This window comes from Antrihabitans auranticaus, from assembly GCF_016481275.1.
Lineage (GTDB): Bacteria > Actinomycetota > Actinomycetes > Mycobacteriales > Mycobacteriaceae > Antrihabitans.
In genome coordinates this window covers 325551-343922 of record NZ_JAEMNW010000004.1, presented here as the reverse complement: position 1 = coordinate 343922, position 18372 = coordinate 325551, and the positions used below count along the sequence as shown (strand labels likewise).

Below are 18372 nucleotides of genomic sequence, written 5' to 3'. Positions count from 1 at the left end.
GCGTCAGCGCGTGTGCACGGGCGGCGTCGCCGCGACCCGCTCGAGGCGGCTCTCCGTGTACGACGCAATCTGGTCGACGATCACGCGGACCCGCTCCGCATCCGTTTGTGCGTCGTTCCACCACGGCAGCAAGATCGGGTCGAGACCGTCCGGCGCGGAGGCAAGCAGGCGCTGGGCGACGATGTGGATCCGTTCGCGCTGTTCCTCCTGTTGCACCCGATGGCCGGCGTTCAGCATCACGTAGCGCAGCGCCACCGTCTTCAGCACCGCTACTTCGGCGGCGACGATGGGTGGAACGACGAGGTCGGCGTCGTATCGCGAGAGCGGCGCCTTTCCCGCGACCTGCCGCGTACCGCCGACCGCAGCAGAGGCGAACCTGCCCACCAGGTCGCTCGTCAGCCGCTTCAGGGCGACCGAACTCGCCAGGGTGCCGTCGTAGTGGAACACGGCGGAGACCACGGGCAGCGTCGACAACCGCTGCGCAGCCTCGACGAGTTCGTCGACTCCGCAGGAAGAATGCTGGCGCGCGCCCAGTGCGGCCAACGCACGTTGCTCCGCCGGGTCGGTCAGCGCGCGCAGATCGATCCGGCCTGCGATGACACCGTCCTCGACGTCGTGGACCGAGTACGCAACGTCGTCGGCCCAGTCCATGACCTGCGACTCGAGGCATTGCCGGCGCTCTGGGGCACCGTCTCGAACCCAGTCGAGCCGGTCCCGATCCGGCTCGTATACACCGAATTTCGTGCGCGGTGCGCCGCGTGGCCACGGATACTTGGTCGTCGCGTCCAGCGCTGCCCGGGTCAGATTGAGCCCGACGCTCTCCCCGTCCGGGGTAAGCACTTTCGGCTCCAACCGGGTGAGAATCCGCAAGTTCTGGGCGTTGCCCTCGAAGCCGCCGAACTCGTTGGCAAACTCGTCCAACGCCGTTTCACCGTTGTGCCCGTACGGCGGGTGACCGATGTCGTGCGCTAGTCCGGCGAGGTCGGCGAGATCCGGATCGCAACCGAGACCGTCGGCAATCCCCCGCCCGATCTGCGCGACCTCGAGTGAATGGGTCAGCCGCGTTCGGGGCGTGTCGCCTTCGCGCGGACCCATGACCTGCGTCTTGTCGGCCAGCCGCCGCAAAGCTGCCGAATGCAGGACGCGCGCGCGATCGCGGGAGAACGCGCCACGATGGGCGGCACTGCTCTCGGGCAAACCGGCGGATTTCGGTTGCTCGACGACCAACCGTTCCCGGGAGTGATCGTTGTAGTTCGCGATCACTGCCCGGCCGTGTAACTGAAGTCGGCCGCATAATGCGTGATCTGGTACCAGAGCATGGCGCCCGTCTCACGGGTGATCCCATGCAGTTGCGACTCCCGCGTGAACACAGCGGGGCCCTGCCGCGTCGGCGCGGTCCACGCCTCGAGGCCGTCGTCTCGCGCCATCGTCCGGGTTCGTAGCGAATGCCACGGATCGCTGACAATGACCGCCGACGACAGCCCGAGGTCGTGCATCACATCGCTCACAGCACCGACGCTCTCGAGCGTGTCCGACCCCTTTTCGACCGCGAGAATTTTCCCGGCCGGTACGCCGGCCTCCGTGAGATACGTCTTGCCGGCCGCCGCCTCGGTGTAGAGGTCACCGGGCTGCTTGCCGCCGACCGTGATGATCATCGGCGCGACACCCAAGTCGTACAAGTTCGCAGCCTGTTCCAGACGAGCTTGGAACACCGACGACGGGGTACCGGAGTACTGCGCTGCGCCGAGCACGACGATCGCGTCGGCAGGTGAATGATCGCTGATCCGGGCGACTTGCCAGACGCGAACCGCGGTGCCGCCGACGAGTACGATCGCGATCAGCAACGCGCCGATGAAGAGCCGGATCACCCAGCGAGCTACCGCCGAGCCGAACCCTGCGGGCTCGTCGGAGTAGTAAGAAGGCGCAGGTGGATCGTTCACGGCTGCCGAAATCACTCCCCAAGTCTGCCAGTCGATCGGCACGCGCTCCTGCAGCCCCTGACACGCGCGTGTCTGCAACAGCGTAGTCGCACCGGGTGCGGACTTGCGTGCATGACTTCGGACGCCACACAGGCGACCGGACTAGATTCGTTCCATGCCTCTCGCACGATCCATCGTTGCAGGACTTCGTGTCCGCCGAGCCTCTGCAGCTGGAGCCTCGCTGGCGCTCCTCGCGCTTGTCTGCCTGCCCGCCATCGGAATTGCACCCACGGCCGCTGCAGATCCGCCGCTGCGGTTGTACGACCAGGTGACCGACAACGCCGGCGTGCTCGACGACACACAGAAGGACGACATCCAGACCGCGATCGACGACCTCCACAACACACACAAGGTGCAGCTGTGGGTCGTCTACGTCACCGACTTCGACGGGCAGGATCCGCAGGCCTGGGCGCGCGCAACGGCCGAGAAGAGCGGGCCCTTCACGGCACGCGACATCGTGATGGCGGTGGCGACCGTCGAGCGCGAGTTCGCACTCGTGCCACAGCCCGGGCTCGAAGGCCTCACCCAATCCGAACTAGAGGACATCTACGACAACTCGGTGCGCGGCGATCTGCGCGAGAGTGACTGGTCGGGTGCGGCGATCGCGACCGCAGAGGGTCTGTCGGACGCGCTGTCGTCGTCCGGCGGCGACACCGGAACCGTTCTCCTCGTCGGCGGCGCGGTCGTCGTGGCAGGCGCGGGCGGCGCCGCCCTGTACGCGCGAAAACGTCGCAAAGACAAGTACGGCGCCGATATCGAGGCTGCCCGCACCGTCGATCCCACCGATACGAAGGCCCTTGCAGCACTGCCGATCCCGGCGCTCGACGCACGCGCCAAAGAGATCCTCGTGGAGCTCGACAACGCAATTCGCACCAGTAGCGAAGAGCTGGAGTTGGCCAGGGGCGAGTTCGGCGACGCCGCCGCGCGGCCGTTCGTCACTGTCTTCGACAACGCCAAAGCCACTCTCGCCAAGGCATTTTCGATTCGACAGAAGCTGGACGACACGTTCCCGGAGACGCCCGACGAACAGCGCCGAATGCTTATCGACCTCATCAGCAGTTGCGGTCGAGCCGACAATGACCTCGACGCCGTTGTCGCCGAGTTCGACGGCATGCGCAACCTCCTGATCAACGCAGCCGAACGACTCGATGCGCTGACGCGCGACGTCATCGACCTCACTACCCGCATTCCCGGCTCCGGAGACACCCTCACCAAGTTGACCGGTGAGTTTCCCGCGCCGACGTTGGAACCGATCAAGGCGAACGTGTCGATGGCGCAGGAACGACTTGCGTTCGCGGACAACAACATCACTGCCGGACGACAGGCGATCACGCTGCCTGCGGGCAAACAGGGACCCGCGGTCGGCGCAATTCGCGCCGCCGAAAGCGCTGTCACACAGGCACGAACGCTGCTCGACGCCGTCGACCGCGCGGCAGGCGACATTCGAAACGCCATCGCAACGCTGCCGGCCGCAATCGAAGACGCGCGCAACGACATCGCTGCCGCCGGTCAGTTGCTCGACCACGGCGGTCAGGCGCTGCGCGACGCGCAGAACACGGCCGAGGCCGCTTTGCGGCGAGCAGAAGCGTTGCAGGACAGCAACCCGCTGGGCGCGTTCAACGAGATCGTCGCGGCCGACGTCGAACTCGACAAACTGCTCGCTGCAGCCACCGAAAGCAAGCAGGACTTCGAACGTCTTGCTGCACAACTCGAACAAGCGCTGACCTGCGCCCAGGCGCAGGTCGCCGCAGCGGCGGACTTCATCGGAACTCGGCGAGGTGCGGTCGGCGCCGAACCGCGGACCCGACTCTCGGAAGCTCAGCGGCACCTCGACGAGGCGCAGCGACTCCGCAACAGCGACGTGTCCAACTCTCTGGTACACGCCCAGGCCGCGGCCGACCTCGCATCCCGGGCGTTGAACAGCGCGCAATCGGAGGTGTCGCAATGGGAGTCCCGCTCGGCGTCATCGTCGTCGGGCAGCACGGCGGGCGCTGTCCTCGGCGGCATCCTCATCGAAGGCATGCTGCGCGGTGCCATGAGCGGCGGCCGGAGCCGTGGCGGCGGGCACAGTAGAGGTCCGGGCTCGTTCGGCGGTTCGGGCAGTTCGGGACGGATCGGCGTAGGCGGGCGTTTTTAGTTCTTGACCCTGACACCGTGTGAGGCAATAAACCTGAGGTCGTCATGTTGAGCATCGGAGATTTCGCCAGACACGGGCGCGTATCGGTTCGAATGTTGCGGCACTACGACGCAATCGGACTGCTACAGCCTGCGCATGTAGACGCGTCGAGCGGCTACCGCTTCTACGAAGCAAGCCAATTGACCCGTCTCAACCGCGTGATCGCGCTGAAGGATCTCGGGTTCACCCTGCAACAGGTGCAGGACGTACTCGACAACCAGGTCAGCGCAGCAGAACTACGCGGCATGCTCAGGCTCCGGCAGTCGGAGTTGCAGTGCCAGATCGACAACGACCGCAACCGTCTCGCCCAGGTCGAGGTGCGCCTCCGAATCATCGAAAGTGAGGGTGCTATGCCTACCAATGATGTTGTCATCAAGCCGATTCCAGCTGTTCGTGTCGCCGAACTGACCGGCAGGGCCGGTGGGTTCGAGCCGAGCCACATCAGTCCGGTGATCCAGCCGCTCTTCGAGGAACTGTCCGGCTACCTGGAGAAGGCCGGCATCGCGTTCGCCGGTCCGGCCGTCGCGTACTACGAAGATTCGCCGGACGGTGACGGATCGGTCATCGTGCACGCGGCTGTGCCCGTCAACGCAACCCCCGATCCTGCACATCCGTTCACGATCGTCGACCTTCCCGAGGTGAAGCAAGCAGCAACGATCGTGCACCGCGGAAGTATGGACGAGTGCCTCCCCGACTGGCAGGCGCTCGGGCGCTGGATCGACGACCACGGGCACAGCTCCAGCGGCGCTGCCCGCGAGGTCACCCTCGAATACACCGAGGACCCTTCAGGTTGGGTAACGGAGTTGCAGGTGCCGGTGTAAGAGTTCGCAGCTGCCGGCCGGCGGGGCGTCGGCCGGCAGCTAGCGCTGAGTCCGGTGCGTATCGCCGACCGCTGCCGCGTAGCCCTGAGCCTGAACCAACGCGTCACCGACGGCCTTCCTGCCTGCGATCGCGTCGCTGATCTGTTGGCTCACGCGATTTCCGAGCACGTCGAACTCGGGAATCGTCAAAAATTGAACGCCGTTGTACGGCACCGGAAGCAACGTCGGTTGATCCGGATTCGCCGCCTCCATCGCCGCCAGCGTCAGCGGTCCGTACGCCACGGACGCCGCCTCGTACTCCGGGATTTCGTATGTGGAGATCCTGCTCCCGGGCGGCACGTGCGCCCAGCCCAACCGCTCCCCCACCATTCGGATGTACTCCTTGCTCGTCATCCACGAGGCGAATTCCCAAGCGGCATCCGCATTTCTACTGCTTGCCGGAATTCCGAGCGACCATGTGTAGAGCCAGCCGGAGTGCTCCGAGTACATGACGGGCGCGGGCGCGTACCCGATCTTTCCGACGACCTCGCTTGTCTGCGGATCCTCGAGCATCGAGACCGCTGCGGTCGCGTCGTACCACATGGCCGTCCGGCCATGCGCCAGCTCCGTGGCGCATTCCAGGTAGCCGCTGGTGGCCGCACCCGGCTGACCGTAGCGGCGCACGAGGTCGACGTAGAAGTCCACTGCGCGAGTCACTTCGGGGCTGGTCAGCTGCGCGTTCCACTGCTCGTCGTACCAGCGGCCGCCAAATGTGTTGATCACTGTGTCCAACGGTGCGAGTACTTCGCCCCACCCGGGCTTGCCGCGCAAGCAGATTCCCGACAACCCATTCGGCTTGTCGTCGAGTCTCGAAGCAAACTCCCCAACCTGATCCCAGGTCGGCTGCTCCGGCATCGCGATACCGGCGGCGTCGAAGAGGTCCCTGCGATACATCAAGAACGAGGACTCACCGTAGAACGGCACCGAATACATGGCGCCGTCGTAGGAAAGCGACTGTCGCAGTGAGGGAATGAAGTCGTCGACGTCGTAGCCCGGGGTCGCGCGGATGTAGCCCGAGAGGTCACGCAGCCAGCCGTTTTCGGCCCACTGTTCTGTCTCGTAATTGCTGATCATCACGACGTCGAAATCGTCGGCGGCCGTACTGACAGCGGTTGCAATCGTTTCGCGCGCCTCGTTCTCGGACAACAGAACGAATTCGAGCTCGATGTTGGGGTTTTCCTTCTCGAACTCCGACGCGAGACTGATCGCATCTCGCATCTGCGCGTTCTCGACAATGGCGATCGATACGGTGACGGTGTCGTCGCGCGACAACAGCAGACCGTCGCTCGAACACCCCGAAGCCACGCACGCCAGCACGGCCGCGAATACGCCTCCGATCCGTGCCCGGTTGTGCATCTGCCAGTCCTCTCGTGTCCGTCGCTCAACGCCTGCCGAGTACTTCGAATACTCGCCAGACCGGTTGATCCGCACCATCGTTGGGCACTTCGATGGACAGCGTTCCCACGCCCGCTCCGTTCTCCCAGATCGTCGGGTATCGGCGGTTGACCGCATCGGATTCGCCGCGACCGCGGTTGGGAACGGTCAAGATGTATCGAACGCCGTAGCCGCCAGGGTCGTTCAGAACCTCTGTGAAGTCTTCGTCCGACGGCACCACGAACTGCTCGGGACGGCTCGACGCGGCGATGACCGCAAAGCCGTACACCGTGTCGGTGAGGATCGACCCGGGCGGCAGTTCCTTGGCGTCGAGATACTCTGCGAGCCTGCGCTCGGTTCCGAAGGACGCGATGATTCGCTTCGCGATGGTGGCACTCGGAGTGGCTGATGGGGAGTCGTCGAGAAGATATCCGAGCGCGTACTGCTGCGGGGCCAATCGCGGTTCCAGTACCCCGTAGGCAGTGATCGGGATGCCGACGACAACCGCCGCAACACCGGCGAACGCAAGCGCCCGTGTGTGTCGCGGGGCAGGTCGCGGGTCGCGGATGAACGCGCCGGGACGCTTGGCATGGAACGCGCCTTCACGTGCGGGCGTCAGTTGTGCGGCGAGGACGATCAGCAGGGGCACGGCACAGATGTAAAAGCGCATGAAGCCGAATGTTGTTCCCAGCGCATAACTCGCCGCCTGGAACGCCAGCACCGAACCGAACAGCAACGGCGCGACGACGAACTCCAGATCCCTGCGTCGCCAGGCCAACACGCCGACGACACCAAGCATGATCACGAGTGCCGGTGCAAGCACGAATATTTCGTTGAGGGCAAACACGAGGTTCGCCAAGCGCCCACCCGTCGGTCCACCGCCTGACTGCTCGAGAATCGCCGAATTTCCGTATGCCGAGGAGAACTGCGCGAGCGCCTGACCGGTGATCAGCCAACTCGTCGCCGACCACACGATGAAAGCTGCCGTCCCGGGCGCTGCCACGAGGACCGCATCGAGGATCGCGCGCCGGACCAACGTGGGCGCGTGTCCCCAGCCGTTTCGCGAAAGGGTCACGACGACAACCAGAAAGGCGGCTGCGGCGATGGCGGCGACGGCGTCGTAGCGCGTCAAATAGCCGAAGGCGAGCGCAAGACCGGCGAGCAACAGATCGTGGACATCGTCGGAATGACACCACCGGATGAGCCTGCGTACCGCCCAGCAGATGAAGAACAGAAAGACTGCTTCGCTCATCCCGTTGGCGCCATAACTCGCGATTATCGGGTTCAGCGCGAACAGAGCTGTGAGGCAACCTGATTGGATGGCACCGCAACCGCGGTCGCGACAGATGCCGTGCACCATCACGACCGCCCCGGCCATGAAGACCGCGGACACGGTGATTCCGGTGATGTTGTAGCGGGTCAGCGTCGGCCACCACTGGGAGAACGCGACAATCGGCAACTGCAGTAACGCGGTCAGCGGCGTGAAGATGAAACCTATTGCGCCGACGTGCGGATCGCGGCTGAAGAGGACAGCCTGTGCCGCCGAGGTCCGGCTCAGCGCATCGCCCATCATGAACCCGAAACGAACGCTGAGCGTCAGCCCGAAGGCAAGGTAGGCGGCAAAGGCCGAGCCGAAGACGAACACGGGCCCGCGGTTCATGTCCCGACCTCGGTGGTTTCCGAGGGTGCGGAAAGCCCGTGAAAAGTCTTCTCCCAGTACGACGGATTGCGGATCAACTGCCAGCACCCTTTGAGCGCCGCAACACTCATCATCAGCCAGTACAGCGGCATCGTGAGGCACGGCACCAGCAGGTGCGCGTTGTCACTTTCACGGCACGCAACCAGGTACATGTAGATGGTGGCGATGTTTCCGATGATCATCGAAATCAGCGCGAAGTAATAGATGTAGGTCGGGAAAAGCTCCGCGACCAGGGGCGGCTGCCCGAGCAACCAGGTGACCGTCGTAAACCAGAAGATCATGTTGAGGCAGGCCGAGATCGGGGTGCCCGCAAGCAACAACGTGAACCTGTAGATCCCAACCGCACCGAGCGCTCGGTAGGTCCGCACCGGTCGCCGCATGTGGACGAGCCAGGTCTGGAGATACCCCTTGTACCAACGCGAGCGCTGCCGGATCCAGTTGATCGGATCGCTGTTCGCCTCTTCGAGCGTCGTCGAATCCAGTACCGCCGTCGAGTAGCCGGCCGAGGCAATCCGGACACCGAGGTCGGCGTCTTCGGTCACGTTGAAACCGTCCCACGCACCGATCTCGTCGATGACGTCGCGCCGCAAGTGATTCGATGTGCCGCCGAGCGGAATCGGCGCGTTGCTCTTCATCAAGCCGGGCAGCAGATAGCCGAACCACAGCGCGTAGTCCGCAGTGAACCACCCTGTCAGCAGATTCTGGGAGCCGTTGTGGAACGCGAGCTTGGCTTGGACGCACGCGACCGTCTCGGGTACCTGAGCAAACGCCGCAACCACGCGCCGCAGCTGCAGCGGTTCGGGTAGATCCTCGGCGTCGAAGATCGTCACGATCGTTCCAGTGGCGAAATGCAATCCGTAGTTGCAGGCTTTCGGTTTGGTGCGCGGTTCGCCCGCGGGAACGAGAACGACGTCGACCACATCGCTGACGCCCGACCGGCGGGCCGCTTCGATAGTGACGTCGTCGTCTTCCTCGAGCAACAGCAGGACCTGCAGTCGATCGTGCGGATAGTTCAGCGCCGTCATCGCGGCGATGAGGTCGCCGACGACTTCGGGCTCGTTGTACGCCGGCACCAAGATCGTGTAGAGCGGCAGTTCCTGATCCGGAACAGCAAGGGCCCGTTCGTCACTGATCGTGATGATCGCCGATGCATCGAGTCCGCGCGTGAAGATGAGCACCCGGTCGATCATCATCGCGAGATACAGGACCGTGCACAGGACGCTGAACGCGATGAGCGTGGGCTTCGACCAGACGACGAAGCACGCGAGATACGCCACCAGCGCGAAGATCAGGGTGTACTTCTGCCATGGCACGAAAGCGATTGCCGCGGAGGCCAACGGGTCCCGCCGCGCAAGTCCGTTGATCGCGTCGTCGAGCGCCATCTCACGGAACTCGGAAGTCTCGCTACCCACCTTCGGCGGTTGCGGACGATCGGCCGTCACGATGCGTATCCCGCCCGCAGAAACTGTGCCGAAACCAGCCGCGTGCCGAAGTCGGTCAGCAGAGCGAGATCCTTGTAGTCCGGATTCTCGTTGGACGCGATGTGGTTGCCCCGCAAGAAGACTCCGATGCTGGTGCCGAGGTTCGACGCCATCGACGGTGCCGCAACAGGGAATTGAGCGTCCGGCTCGTGATTGTCCACGCTGATCACCGTCACCCGCTGCGTCGCGTCGTCACGGACCCACGTGAACACCAACTTCGTCCACGTCAGAAGCAGATCGTCGTTGACGGACGTGTAGAGCGAACCCGTCACGCCGTGCCCCAACCGCAGCTCCAACGTTCGACTGGTCCGAGTGTTAGCCAGTCGGTAGAGGGTCGCCTCGGGGTACAGCCCGAGCGTGGCGGCGTTGGTGGTCGTCAGCGTGTCGACAACAAGCCGACGCGGGCGTGCCCGCGCATCCCAGTCCGGATTCCCCGTATCGGCGAGCACCGTCTGCCGGACGAGCGTCGCATCTCTGCCGAAGAACGACCGCACCCACTCGTAGTCCTCGATCCCCACCTGTTCCCACCCCGAAGGCGCGCTGAGCGGCTCGGCCGCGGAGCCCGGCGGTCCCTTCGTCGTCACCTCGGGAACAACCGGCGGCAACGGCAGGAAGAACAGCACGACGGTGGCGCACGCCAGCGCAAGTCCTGATCGGACGACCGTTCGAGCGGTCGTCGGAAGTACCGTGCGTCCTAACGGGCTCTTCGCCTCACCACGCCGCCTGAACAGGAAGAACGCGGTGCCCGTCGCAATGGCTGCCGTCACGCTCGGTACCAACTGAACGACGAGAACATGAGCATTCGGCCAGAACGCCTGCAACAGCCACAGACATCCGACACCGATCACCACTGTGCACACGAATCCCCAAACGGCCCGCCGTTTTGTACGCGCGACCGCGATCCCGCCGGCCACACCGGCAAGCAACACGAGCACCAGGCCGTAGTCGAATCGGCTGCCGCCCATCTCGATTGCCACCATCCGGTAGACCAACGGATTCAACGCGAGCAGCAAGAGCCACACCGACCAGAACCGAGCGACCGGGCGCAGGCCGAACAGCAGTATGGCACCGCTCGCCGAAAACACCAGCGCCGCAAGGATATCCAGGTGAAACAGCGAGTACTGGTCTTCGTACCGCCGTAACCACAAGCCCTCGATGGCGATCGTGACGATCAGCCCGAGTCCACCGACGATGGTGTCGATCTGCCGATCGTGAATCGGCAGTTCACCGCTGCGGCGGCGCGCAATGCCCTGTGCGGCAATGCCCGCGAGTAGCGGTAGCACGAAAATATAGCCGATGACCGTGCCCGCCGCCGCCTCGTCGACGACCCGTTCCCACGTGTGCAGAAATGCGATCATGACGCACACCAGCAGAAACAGCCAGCGCATGGTCAACGCGAGCACAGCATGTTCGATCACCCGGCGAACTGCGGAAGCTTCGTCCGGTCGATCGACCGTGGCTGTCGTCGTGCTCACCTTTCCGCCTAGGCGCTCGCTCGACGACGGCGCAACAGGAGGTACCCGCCGACAACGACGACGAGCAGCACGACGCTCGCAAGCAGGACTTTGCCGACCGACACCCTGCCAGGATCCAGCGCGGTCGCCGATGCCGGATTGTCTGCCAGTGGCGACGTCAAAGTGACAGGTTCACGGCCGGGCGCGACGAACAGCACTTCGCCCTTCAACGCGTACCAGCGCTGTGTGTCGGCACTGAGCCAGCCCAGCGCGCGATCGAGTTCCTCGGGGGCGTTCGCCGACATGGCTACCAACAGAGTCCGGTTCGACTGCTGGTCGTAGGCGACTTGCAACGTGCCGTAGCGCAGTTCGCTTCCGAGCGTGATCGCCTGCTCGAACTCGACGTGCGGGTCGGTGAAAGTGAGAGTGCTCCCCTCGGTCGTCCGGAGCGGGAGTTCGACCGAGTCCGGCACGTTGCCATCCGGAGCGACCAGAATTCCGGACGCGTCGCCATCGACGAGATCCGACGCGGAAACCAGCTCAGGCGCCAACGGACCGGTCGACATGCGCTGCAACCCGGCGACGATGGCAACGGCACGGGCAGTGTTCGGGAAGTTCTGCTCGGTCAGTGCGATCGGCACCTGCGGAAGTAATGACTGTGGCAGCGACTCGAACCCGGGCGGAGAGGGCGAGCCCAGTGCCGATGACGTGACGACCGTCGACGAGTCGATACCGAGCGACACCGTAGGACCGTTACCGCAGCCGAGATCGGACCCCGCACGGAACGCGACGTCGAGATTGGTCACGCGCCCCAGCACCGACGCCGGTACGTCGATCCACCGATCGAGAACGCCGTCGGTTTCCGCGGGCCAGGTCGCAATCGCCCGGCCGCCGACCGATACCGACAGCGACCCGCCGACGTCGGTGGTCAGCGGCGTGTACGAACCGATGAGATGCACTCGTACGCTGCGAGCTGCCCGGCCGAGGCGTGTCTGATCGAGGGGAACAGTCACGGTGACCTGCGTGATTCCGGTCGAACTCGGGCCACGAACGCCGAGATCGGTCAACGTCATCGAGTCCGCGGTCAGGATCGGGCGCGGGGTGCTGGTACCTGCGCTCGCATTGGTCGAGATCGCGAGCGCGGCAAGATTACTCGTCACCATCCTGACTTGGTCGAGAAGTGCGGGACCGGTCCCCGTGATGTACAGCCGCGGCGGTGCGGGCTCCTCGGGATAGATCAGTTCGGTATTCCCGTCGGAATTGGCGCGAATTGCCGCGGACCGGTCGAACGGCCCATCCGGCGGGGCGCTCGACAGTTCGCGGTCGGGCCGGAGCACGATTCGAACCGGTTGTGCACCGTAGTGCTGGACTATCGCCCCCGCGAGTGAAATTGCTGCTTCGGACTGTTCCTCTGTCGGCTGGTCGGAAATGAATACGGTGAACTGCTCCAGTACCGGTGGCAGAAAGTCCGCGATCGTTGTGGGCAATGCCGGGGGGCCGAGGTAACTAACAACCTGATCGCGGAGAATCAACTGCGCATCGAGGGGAAAGAGGAAGCAATATCGATCAAGCGGCAGCATCGTCGATTTGATCGTGAGCACGATGAGGTTGTCCGGAGGTTGCGGCACCGCCGAATCGAGCGGAACGGTCACCGGGACGGTCGTGGAACCCTCGGGCACATCGATACGCGCCAACAGAGCGTCGCCTACCGACACGTCGAGCCAGCCACGCCAAACACCCGCGGGAACAACAGCATTCGCACTGAAAACCGTTGCGCGGGTGCCGTCCGGAATCGGTAGCGTGAGGGTGGTCCGTCCGTCCGCGGCACTGATCGACGTTGTCGGGCCGAGCCCCAGATCGATCGAATTGAGGTCGAACGGCGATTCGTCGTCGGCAGGCGCAAGCGGCGCGAATGCGACGGGAATCGGCAGAGCGCACAGCGCCACAACAACGATCTCCAACAGAATGGCGCGAACGCCTCGGATATTCGTCATGGATTCCGTTTCGTTGCCACTCTCACGCCGACAGCGGCGTGCTGCGTAGAAATGATCGATTCTCAGTGTGCTGCGTTACACCGGAATGTTCTCGACAATCAGGCAAATCCGTCCCGAGCTCGGAACCGGCACGCGAAAGAATTCGTGGCACAACTATCCTTCGGCCCTAGTCGACTGGCATCCGGCACTAGCTATCGTGAGGGCATGATCGGTCGACTGATGCTCGCGCTCGGCATCGTTGCCGCATCGGTCGCCGGGTGCGGCGGGAACAGCAGCGCACAGGAAGCGAGTGGACGCGTCACGGTCGGCAGCGGTGGCATACTGCTCGACGGGCAACGCTGGGAGCCGTACGGATTCAACGCATATCAACTTGCGACCGACTGGAACATCAATTCCGGCTGTGGTGCGGCCGTCGATCTGGACCGGTTTTTCGCCGCGTTGCCGCGTCGTTCACTCGTCCGGTTCGATGCGTTTCAGGCACTGGCAACAAATCGCGTCACCGGTGAACTGAATTTCGCGCCGATCGACGCAGTGTTCGCGGCAGCCGAAAGGCACGACCAACTACTGATTCCAGTTCTCTCACCACAAGACGGCTCGTGCGACGGCAACAGGTTCAAGGAACGGCAGTGGTATGTCGACGGCTGGCACGAGGCCGCGGCACCCTTCACGCTCAGCTTTCGCGACTGGATGACGGCCGCGGCGGATCGCTGGAAGGATTCGCACGCACTCGCTGCATGGGAACTGGTCGGCGAGCCCGAAACGAGCACGTGCGCAGACGCGGCGTGTTCGTGGTCCCTGCGGGATTGCACAGCGGACGCGGCAACCGTCCTCCGCGCGTTCTTCGATACCGCCGGTGCCGAACTGCGCCGGCACGACCCTCGCACCCTCATAACGGCCGGACTGGCGGGCGGCGGTCAGTGCGGTGCACAGGGCGACGAGTATCGAACAGTCGGCGCTTCCCCGTTCGTAGACGTGCTGCAGTATCACGACTACGGTGCCGATACGGTCGCGCTGCCCGGCGACGAGTGGAACGGATTGGGCCAAAGACTGCGTCAGGCAGCCGAGCTGGGTAAGCCCCTGCTTGTCGGCGAGGTCGGCGAACTCGCCGGATCGTGCGAGTCGGTCGACGCCCGTGCAGCCAACATCGACGCGAAGCTCGATGGCCAGCGCGCAGCCGGGGCCGCCGGTGCTCTGGTCTGGTCATTCGTCCCCGACCCGCGGACCCAGGCCTGCACCTACGACGTCGGATACGACGATCCGCTGTGGTCCGTCGTTGCCCGGCATGCGGACCGGTCGTAGCTCCTACTGCTCCAACCACTTCCACGAATCGAGAATCGTTTCGTACTGCGCCACAGCGCCGTTGAACGACTGGCTGTCACCGGTGAAGGTCACGATGTATTCGACTCCGTCGTGGCGGGTGTAGAGCTGGCGACCACGCGCCTCGATGCCGTCGTTTGCCGCGGCGGAGACGGTGTAGGTAAATCTGCGCGCTGCCTCGCCGTCGACGGTCGTTGCCTCGGCTCCACCGGAATCGATGGTCACGCCTTCCAGTTCCTTCACCTGCGCGATGTTGTCTTCGGTCGCCTGGTCGAGCGACTGGCGTAGATTCGCCTCGGTATTGATGCTGACCAGGAGGTTGGCGTTGGATCGCGAGACCGCAGATTGCAGCTTCAGCAGGTAGCCGTCCTCTTCCTGGATCTCCCAGTCTTCCGGAATGCTGACGGCGAAGCTGTCGTCGTTCGCCTTGGCCACGTCCCCCGGCGGCAGATCCTCGGTGGTGGTCACCGACGTCGTCGATTTCCCACCGGCTTTTTCGTCGCCACCCGAATTGACGGCGATCACGACTCCGATTGCCACAAGTGCCGCCACTGCCGCCGCGGCTGCGCCGATCAAGATCGGCTTTCGTTTTGCGGGCGGGCGCGCAATGGCCGCCGTGCCGCTCAACGTGGTCGGCAAGTTGAACGCGCGGGCAGCGTCGTCCGCCAGTTCGCGGCACGTGTTGTAGCGCTGCGCGGGATCCTTGGCCATGGCACGAGTGATCACCGCGTCGATGGCGTGCGGCAGGCCAGGGTTGCGTTCCGACGCTTTCGGCGGCGGCGCGTTCACGTGCGCGTTGATGATCGCGATCATCGAATTGTGCTGGAAAGGCTTTGTCCCGGTGAGCATTTCGAAGAGCGTGCACCCGAGCGCGTAGATGTCGGACCGATGATCGATATGGGCTCCCGCCAGCTGCTCCGGCGAGGCGTAGTCCGGCGTGGCGAGAAACGATCCAGCCGTGGTCAGGTTCGACGACGATTCCATCGGCTTGGCGATACCGAAATCGGTGATCAACGCGGACTCGCCACTGGGTTCGTCGGCGTTGGCCGTTATGAGGATGTTCGCCGGCTTCACATCTCGGTGCAGAAGTCCGCCACGATGCGCATAATCGAGCGCCTTCGCGACGTCGCGGATAATCCCGACGGTCCGAGTCGATGTCATGACCTGCGGCCCGGCCTTGATCAGCTCCGAGGCGTCACGACCCTCGACGTACTGCATGGCGATCCAGAGCTGATCACCCTCGGTGCCACGGTCGTAGACGGCAACGATGTTCGGATGACGCATCCGCGCGGCGCTCTCGGCTTCGCGTTCGAAGCGCGCGCGAAATTCGGCGTCTCCCGAAAGTTCACTACTGAGCAGCTTCAGCGCGTCGTAGCGCGGCAGACGTGGGTGCTGGACGAGATACACACTGCCCATTCCGCCCTTGCCGAGCGGCCGAATGATTTGGTATCCGGCGAAGGTCGAACCTGGGTTAAGCGTCACCGGCCGAGAATATCCGACCGGTGAGCGCCGATCACACCCCCGCGCTCAAGCGCCGATCAGGCGCTGCGCCAAGTAACCCTCGACCTGATCCAGGCTGACTCGTTCCTGTGCCATCGAGTCGCGTTCGCGCACGGTGACCGCCTGATCCTCGAGGGTGTCGAAATCGACCGTGATGCAGAACGGCGTGCCGATCTCGTCCTGGCGGCGGTACCGCCGGCCGATGGCGCCGGCGTCGTCGAACTCGATGTTCCAGTTCTGGCGCAGCGCCGCGGCGAGGTCCTTCGCCTTGGGTGTGAGGTCCGCATTGCGTGACAACGGCAGCACGGCGGCCTTGACGGGTGCAAGCCTGCGGTCGAGCCGCAGAACCGTGCGCTTGTCGATGCCGCCCTTGGCATTCGGCGCCTCGTCTTCGGCGTACGCGTCGACCAGGAACGCCATCAGCGACCGCGTCAATCCCGCCGCCGGCTCGATCACGAACGGGGTATAGCGCTCCCCCGACGTCTGGTCGAAGTACGAGAGGTCGGTGCCGGAGTGCTTCGAGTGCGTCGACAGGTCGAAGTCGGTGCGGTTGGCAACGCCTTCGAGCTCACCCCACTCACTGCCCTGGAATTGGAAGCGGTACTCGATGTCGACCGTGCGGGTCGAGTAATGCGAAAGCTTGTCCTTGGGGTGTTCGTAGAGCCGCAGGTTCTCCGGGTCGATGCCGAGACCCGTGTACCAGGCATGCCGAGTGTCGATCCAGTACTGGTGCCACTCCTCGTCCTCGCCGGGCTTGACGAAGAACTCCATCTCCATCTGCTCGAACTCGCGCGTGCGGAAGATGAAGTTGCCGGGCGTGATCTCGTTGCGGAAGCTCTTGCCGATCTGGGCGATACCGAACGGCGGCTTCTTGCGCGCCGTGGTCACCACGTTCGCGAAGTTGACGAAGATGCCCTGAGCCGTTTCCGGCCGCAGATAGTGCATGCCCTCCTCGGACTCGATCGGGCCCAGGTAGGTCTTGAGCATCATGTTGAAATCGCGCGGCTCGGTCCACTTGCCGACCGTTCCGCAATCGGGGCAGACAATGATGTCCATCGCCACCGAATCCGGATTGTCGATGCCCTTCTTCTCCGCGTACGCCTCTTGCAAGTGGTCCTGGCGGTGTCGCTTGTGACAGTTGAGGCATTCGACGAGCGGGTCGTTGAAGACGCCGACATGACCGGACGCAACCCACACCTCACGCGGCAGGATTACCGACGAATCGAGACCCACGACGTCGTCGCGGCTGGTCACGATGCTGCGCCACCACTGCTTCTTGATGTTTTCCTTGAGCTCGACGCCGAGTGGGCCGTAATCCCAAGCCGACTTGGTGCCGCCATAGATCTCGCCGCACGGATAAACCAACCCTCTGCGCTTGGCGAGGTTGGCAACGGTGTCGACTTTGGACTTGGGGGCCACGCGCGAGCTCTCCATCTGGCGAATAGATGCCGGGTTATGCGGATTCTGAACGACTCCAGCCTATCCGCCCACGTCGAACGCGACAGGCACCGGCCTTCGGTAGATGCTCTGCTGGACTGCGTCTCGAGCCGCGGCGTTTGACATGCGCATTTATGCATATCAAAATGGAATCGGTTTGCAATAAGCTCACCGTGTGTCAGGTAGAGCAACTGAGGAGGGGTCGAAGTGACCGCAGCGGAAACGGGTGACCTCGAATTCACCGAGCACCGCCACGACCCATTCGAGACGCATCCGCCGACTCCTCTACCGCCGAAGGCTACGCTCGACGCCGCGGGCGAGATCTTGCGCGCGCTGGCCGCACCGGTCCGGATCGCGATCGTGCTGCAACTGCGCGAATCCGGCAGATGTGTCCACGAACTGGTCGGCGCGCTCGGCGTCACCCAGCCGTTGATCAGCCAGCACCTGCGAATCCTCAAGGCCGCCGGCGTGGTTCGCGGTGCACGTAACGGGCGCGAGGTGCTGTACGAACTGGTCGACGATCACCTCGCCCACATCGTCGTGGACGCGGTTGCGCATGCGGAGGAAGGATGACGGTATTGCCTGACGCTTCGAGTCGAGCATCGGTCGGCGTGCGGAGTACGCGCCAGCGAAGCGCGATCTCCGCCTTGCTCGACGACATCGACGAGTTCCGCTCCGCGCAGGAACTACACGACGAACTGCGCAAACGCGGCGAAGGCATCGGCCTGACGACCGTCTACCGAACCCTGCAAACTCTCGCCGAGGCGGGCACTGTCGATGTGCTGCGGACCGATTCGGGCGAGTCCGTCTACCGCCGGTGCTCCTCGGGACATCACCACCACCTCGTCTGCCGGCATTGCGGATACACCGTCGAGGTCGAAGGTCCGACGGTCGAGCAATGGGCCAAGGGCACCGCGGACCAGCACAGCTTCACCGACGTCAGCCACACGGTCGAGATCTTCGGGGTCTGCCAGTCCTGCCGCAACAACTAGCCCCCACACGTGGTGGGCACGAACATATGGTTCGCCGCACCCCGTTGCGGCAGGTCCACCCGGGTGATCACGAGCAAGAGGCTCGCCCCACCGGCGTGTCGCCGACCAT

At 64.2% G+C, this 18372-nt stretch carries 14 protein-coding genes; 5 read left to right on the top strand and 9 right to left on the bottom strand.

The features are described 5' to 3' along the window. Positions 1-3: 3 nt before the first annotated feature. Positions 4-1263: a deoxyguanosinetriphosphate triphosphohydrolase gene (locus JGU72_RS19600; protein WP_374101133.1), complete on the bottom strand. Its 1260-nt coding sequence runs from the start codon at positions 1261-1263 to the stop codon at positions 4-6. Further along, positions 1260-1940, bottom strand: a complete 681-nt coding sequence (locus JGU72_RS19595) for a YdcF family protein (protein ID WP_307828538.1) — start codon at positions 1938-1940, stop codon at positions 1260-1262. The genes JGU72_RS19600 and JGU72_RS19595 overlap by 4 nt, the downstream gene beginning before the upstream one ends. 154 nt (positions 1941-2094) lie before the next feature. On the opposite strand from JGU72_RS19595, the gene JGU72_RS19590 reads away from it, so the two are divergent. Together JGU72_RS19590 and JGU72_RS19585 are read left to right on the top strand one after the other, a co-directional pair. Next, positions 2095-4116 carry a TPM domain-containing protein gene (locus JGU72_RS19590; protein WP_199685718.1) on the top strand — a complete coding sequence of 674 codons (2022 nt, stop codon included), beginning with the start codon at positions 2095-2097 and terminating at the stop codon, positions 4114-4116. 44 nt (positions 4117-4160) lie between these two features. After that, positions 4161-4976 carry a MerR family transcriptional regulator gene (locus JGU72_RS19585; RefSeq protein ID WP_199685716.1) on the top strand — a complete coding sequence of 272 codons (816 nt, stop codon included), beginning with the start codon at positions 4161-4163 and terminating at the stop codon, positions 4974-4976. Between the two features lie 39 nt (positions 4977-5015). Here the strand turns inward: JGU72_RS19585 and JGU72_RS19580 are convergent, their stop codons facing one another. Genes JGU72_RS19580 through JGU72_RS19560 form a run of 5 tightly spaced genes read right to left on the bottom strand, consistent with a single transcriptional unit; the run spans position 5016 to position 13017 of the window. Further along, the gene (locus JGU72_RS19580) at positions 5016-6371 is read right to left on the bottom strand and encodes an ABC transporter substrate-binding protein (RefSeq protein ID WP_199685715.1); all 1356 of its coding nucleotides are present in this window, start codon (positions 6369-6371) and stop codon (positions 5016-5018) included. Positions 6372-6396: 25 nt separating this feature from the next. Beyond that, positions 6397-8049, bottom strand: coding sequence for a glycosyltransferase family 39 protein (locus JGU72_RS19575; protein WP_199685713.1), 1653 nt, complete (start codon positions 8047-8049; stop codon positions 6397-6399). After that, positions 8046-9470, bottom strand: coding sequence for a glycosyltransferase (locus JGU72_RS19570; protein ID WP_199686099.1), 1425 nt, complete (start codon positions 9468-9470; stop codon positions 8046-8048). The genes JGU72_RS19575 and JGU72_RS19570 overlap by 4 nt, the downstream gene beginning before the upstream one ends. A gap of 56 nt (positions 9471-9526) precedes the next feature. Further along, positions 9527-11044: a hypothetical protein gene (locus tag JGU72_RS19565; RefSeq protein ID WP_199685712.1), complete on the bottom strand. Its 1518-nt coding sequence runs from the start codon at positions 11042-11044 to the stop codon at positions 9527-9529. Positions 11045-11052: 8 nt separating this feature from the next. Next, the gene (locus JGU72_RS19560; RefSeq protein ID WP_199685710.1) at positions 11053-13017 is read right to left on the bottom strand and encodes a hypothetical protein; all 1965 of its coding nucleotides are present in this window, start codon (positions 13015-13017) and stop codon (positions 11053-11055) included. Between the two features lie 204 nt (positions 13018-13221). On the opposite strand from JGU72_RS19560, the gene JGU72_RS19555 reads away from it, so the two are divergent. After that, positions 13222-14316 carry a glycoside hydrolase 5 family protein gene (locus tag JGU72_RS19555; RefSeq protein ID WP_233532696.1) on the top strand — a complete coding sequence of 365 codons (1095 nt, stop codon included), beginning with the start codon at positions 13222-13224 and terminating at the stop codon, positions 14314-14316. Positions 14317-14319: 3 nt separating this feature from the next. On the opposite strand, the gene JGU72_RS31280 is transcribed toward JGU72_RS19555, so the two are convergent. Then, positions 14320-15816 (bottom strand): serine/threonine-protein kinase, encoded by a 1497-nt coding sequence (locus JGU72_RS31280; protein WP_199685708.1) that lies wholly within the window; start codon positions 15814-15816, stop codon positions 14320-14322. Between the two features lie 45 nt (positions 15817-15861). After that, complete coding sequence (locus JGU72_RS19545; protein WP_307828520.1) at positions 15862-17253, bottom strand: glycine--tRNA ligase; 1392 nt, start codon at positions 17251-17253, stop codon at positions 15862-15864. A 225-nt stretch (positions 17254-17478) separates the two neighbouring features. On the opposite strand from JGU72_RS19545, the gene JGU72_RS19540 reads away from it, so the two are divergent. Together JGU72_RS19540 and JGU72_RS19535 are read left to right on the top strand one after the other, a co-directional pair. Next, complete coding sequence (locus JGU72_RS19540) at positions 17479-17844, top strand: ArsR/SmtB family transcription factor (RefSeq protein ID WP_199685704.1); 366 nt, start codon at positions 17479-17481, stop codon at positions 17842-17844. Beyond that, positions 17841-18263, top strand: coding sequence for a Fur family transcriptional regulator (locus JGU72_RS19535; RefSeq protein ID WP_199685702.1), 423 nt, complete (start codon positions 17841-17843; stop codon positions 18261-18263). Before JGU72_RS19540 ends, JGU72_RS19535 begins: the two co-directional genes overlap by 4 nt. Positions 18264-18372: the final 109 nt, after the last annotated feature.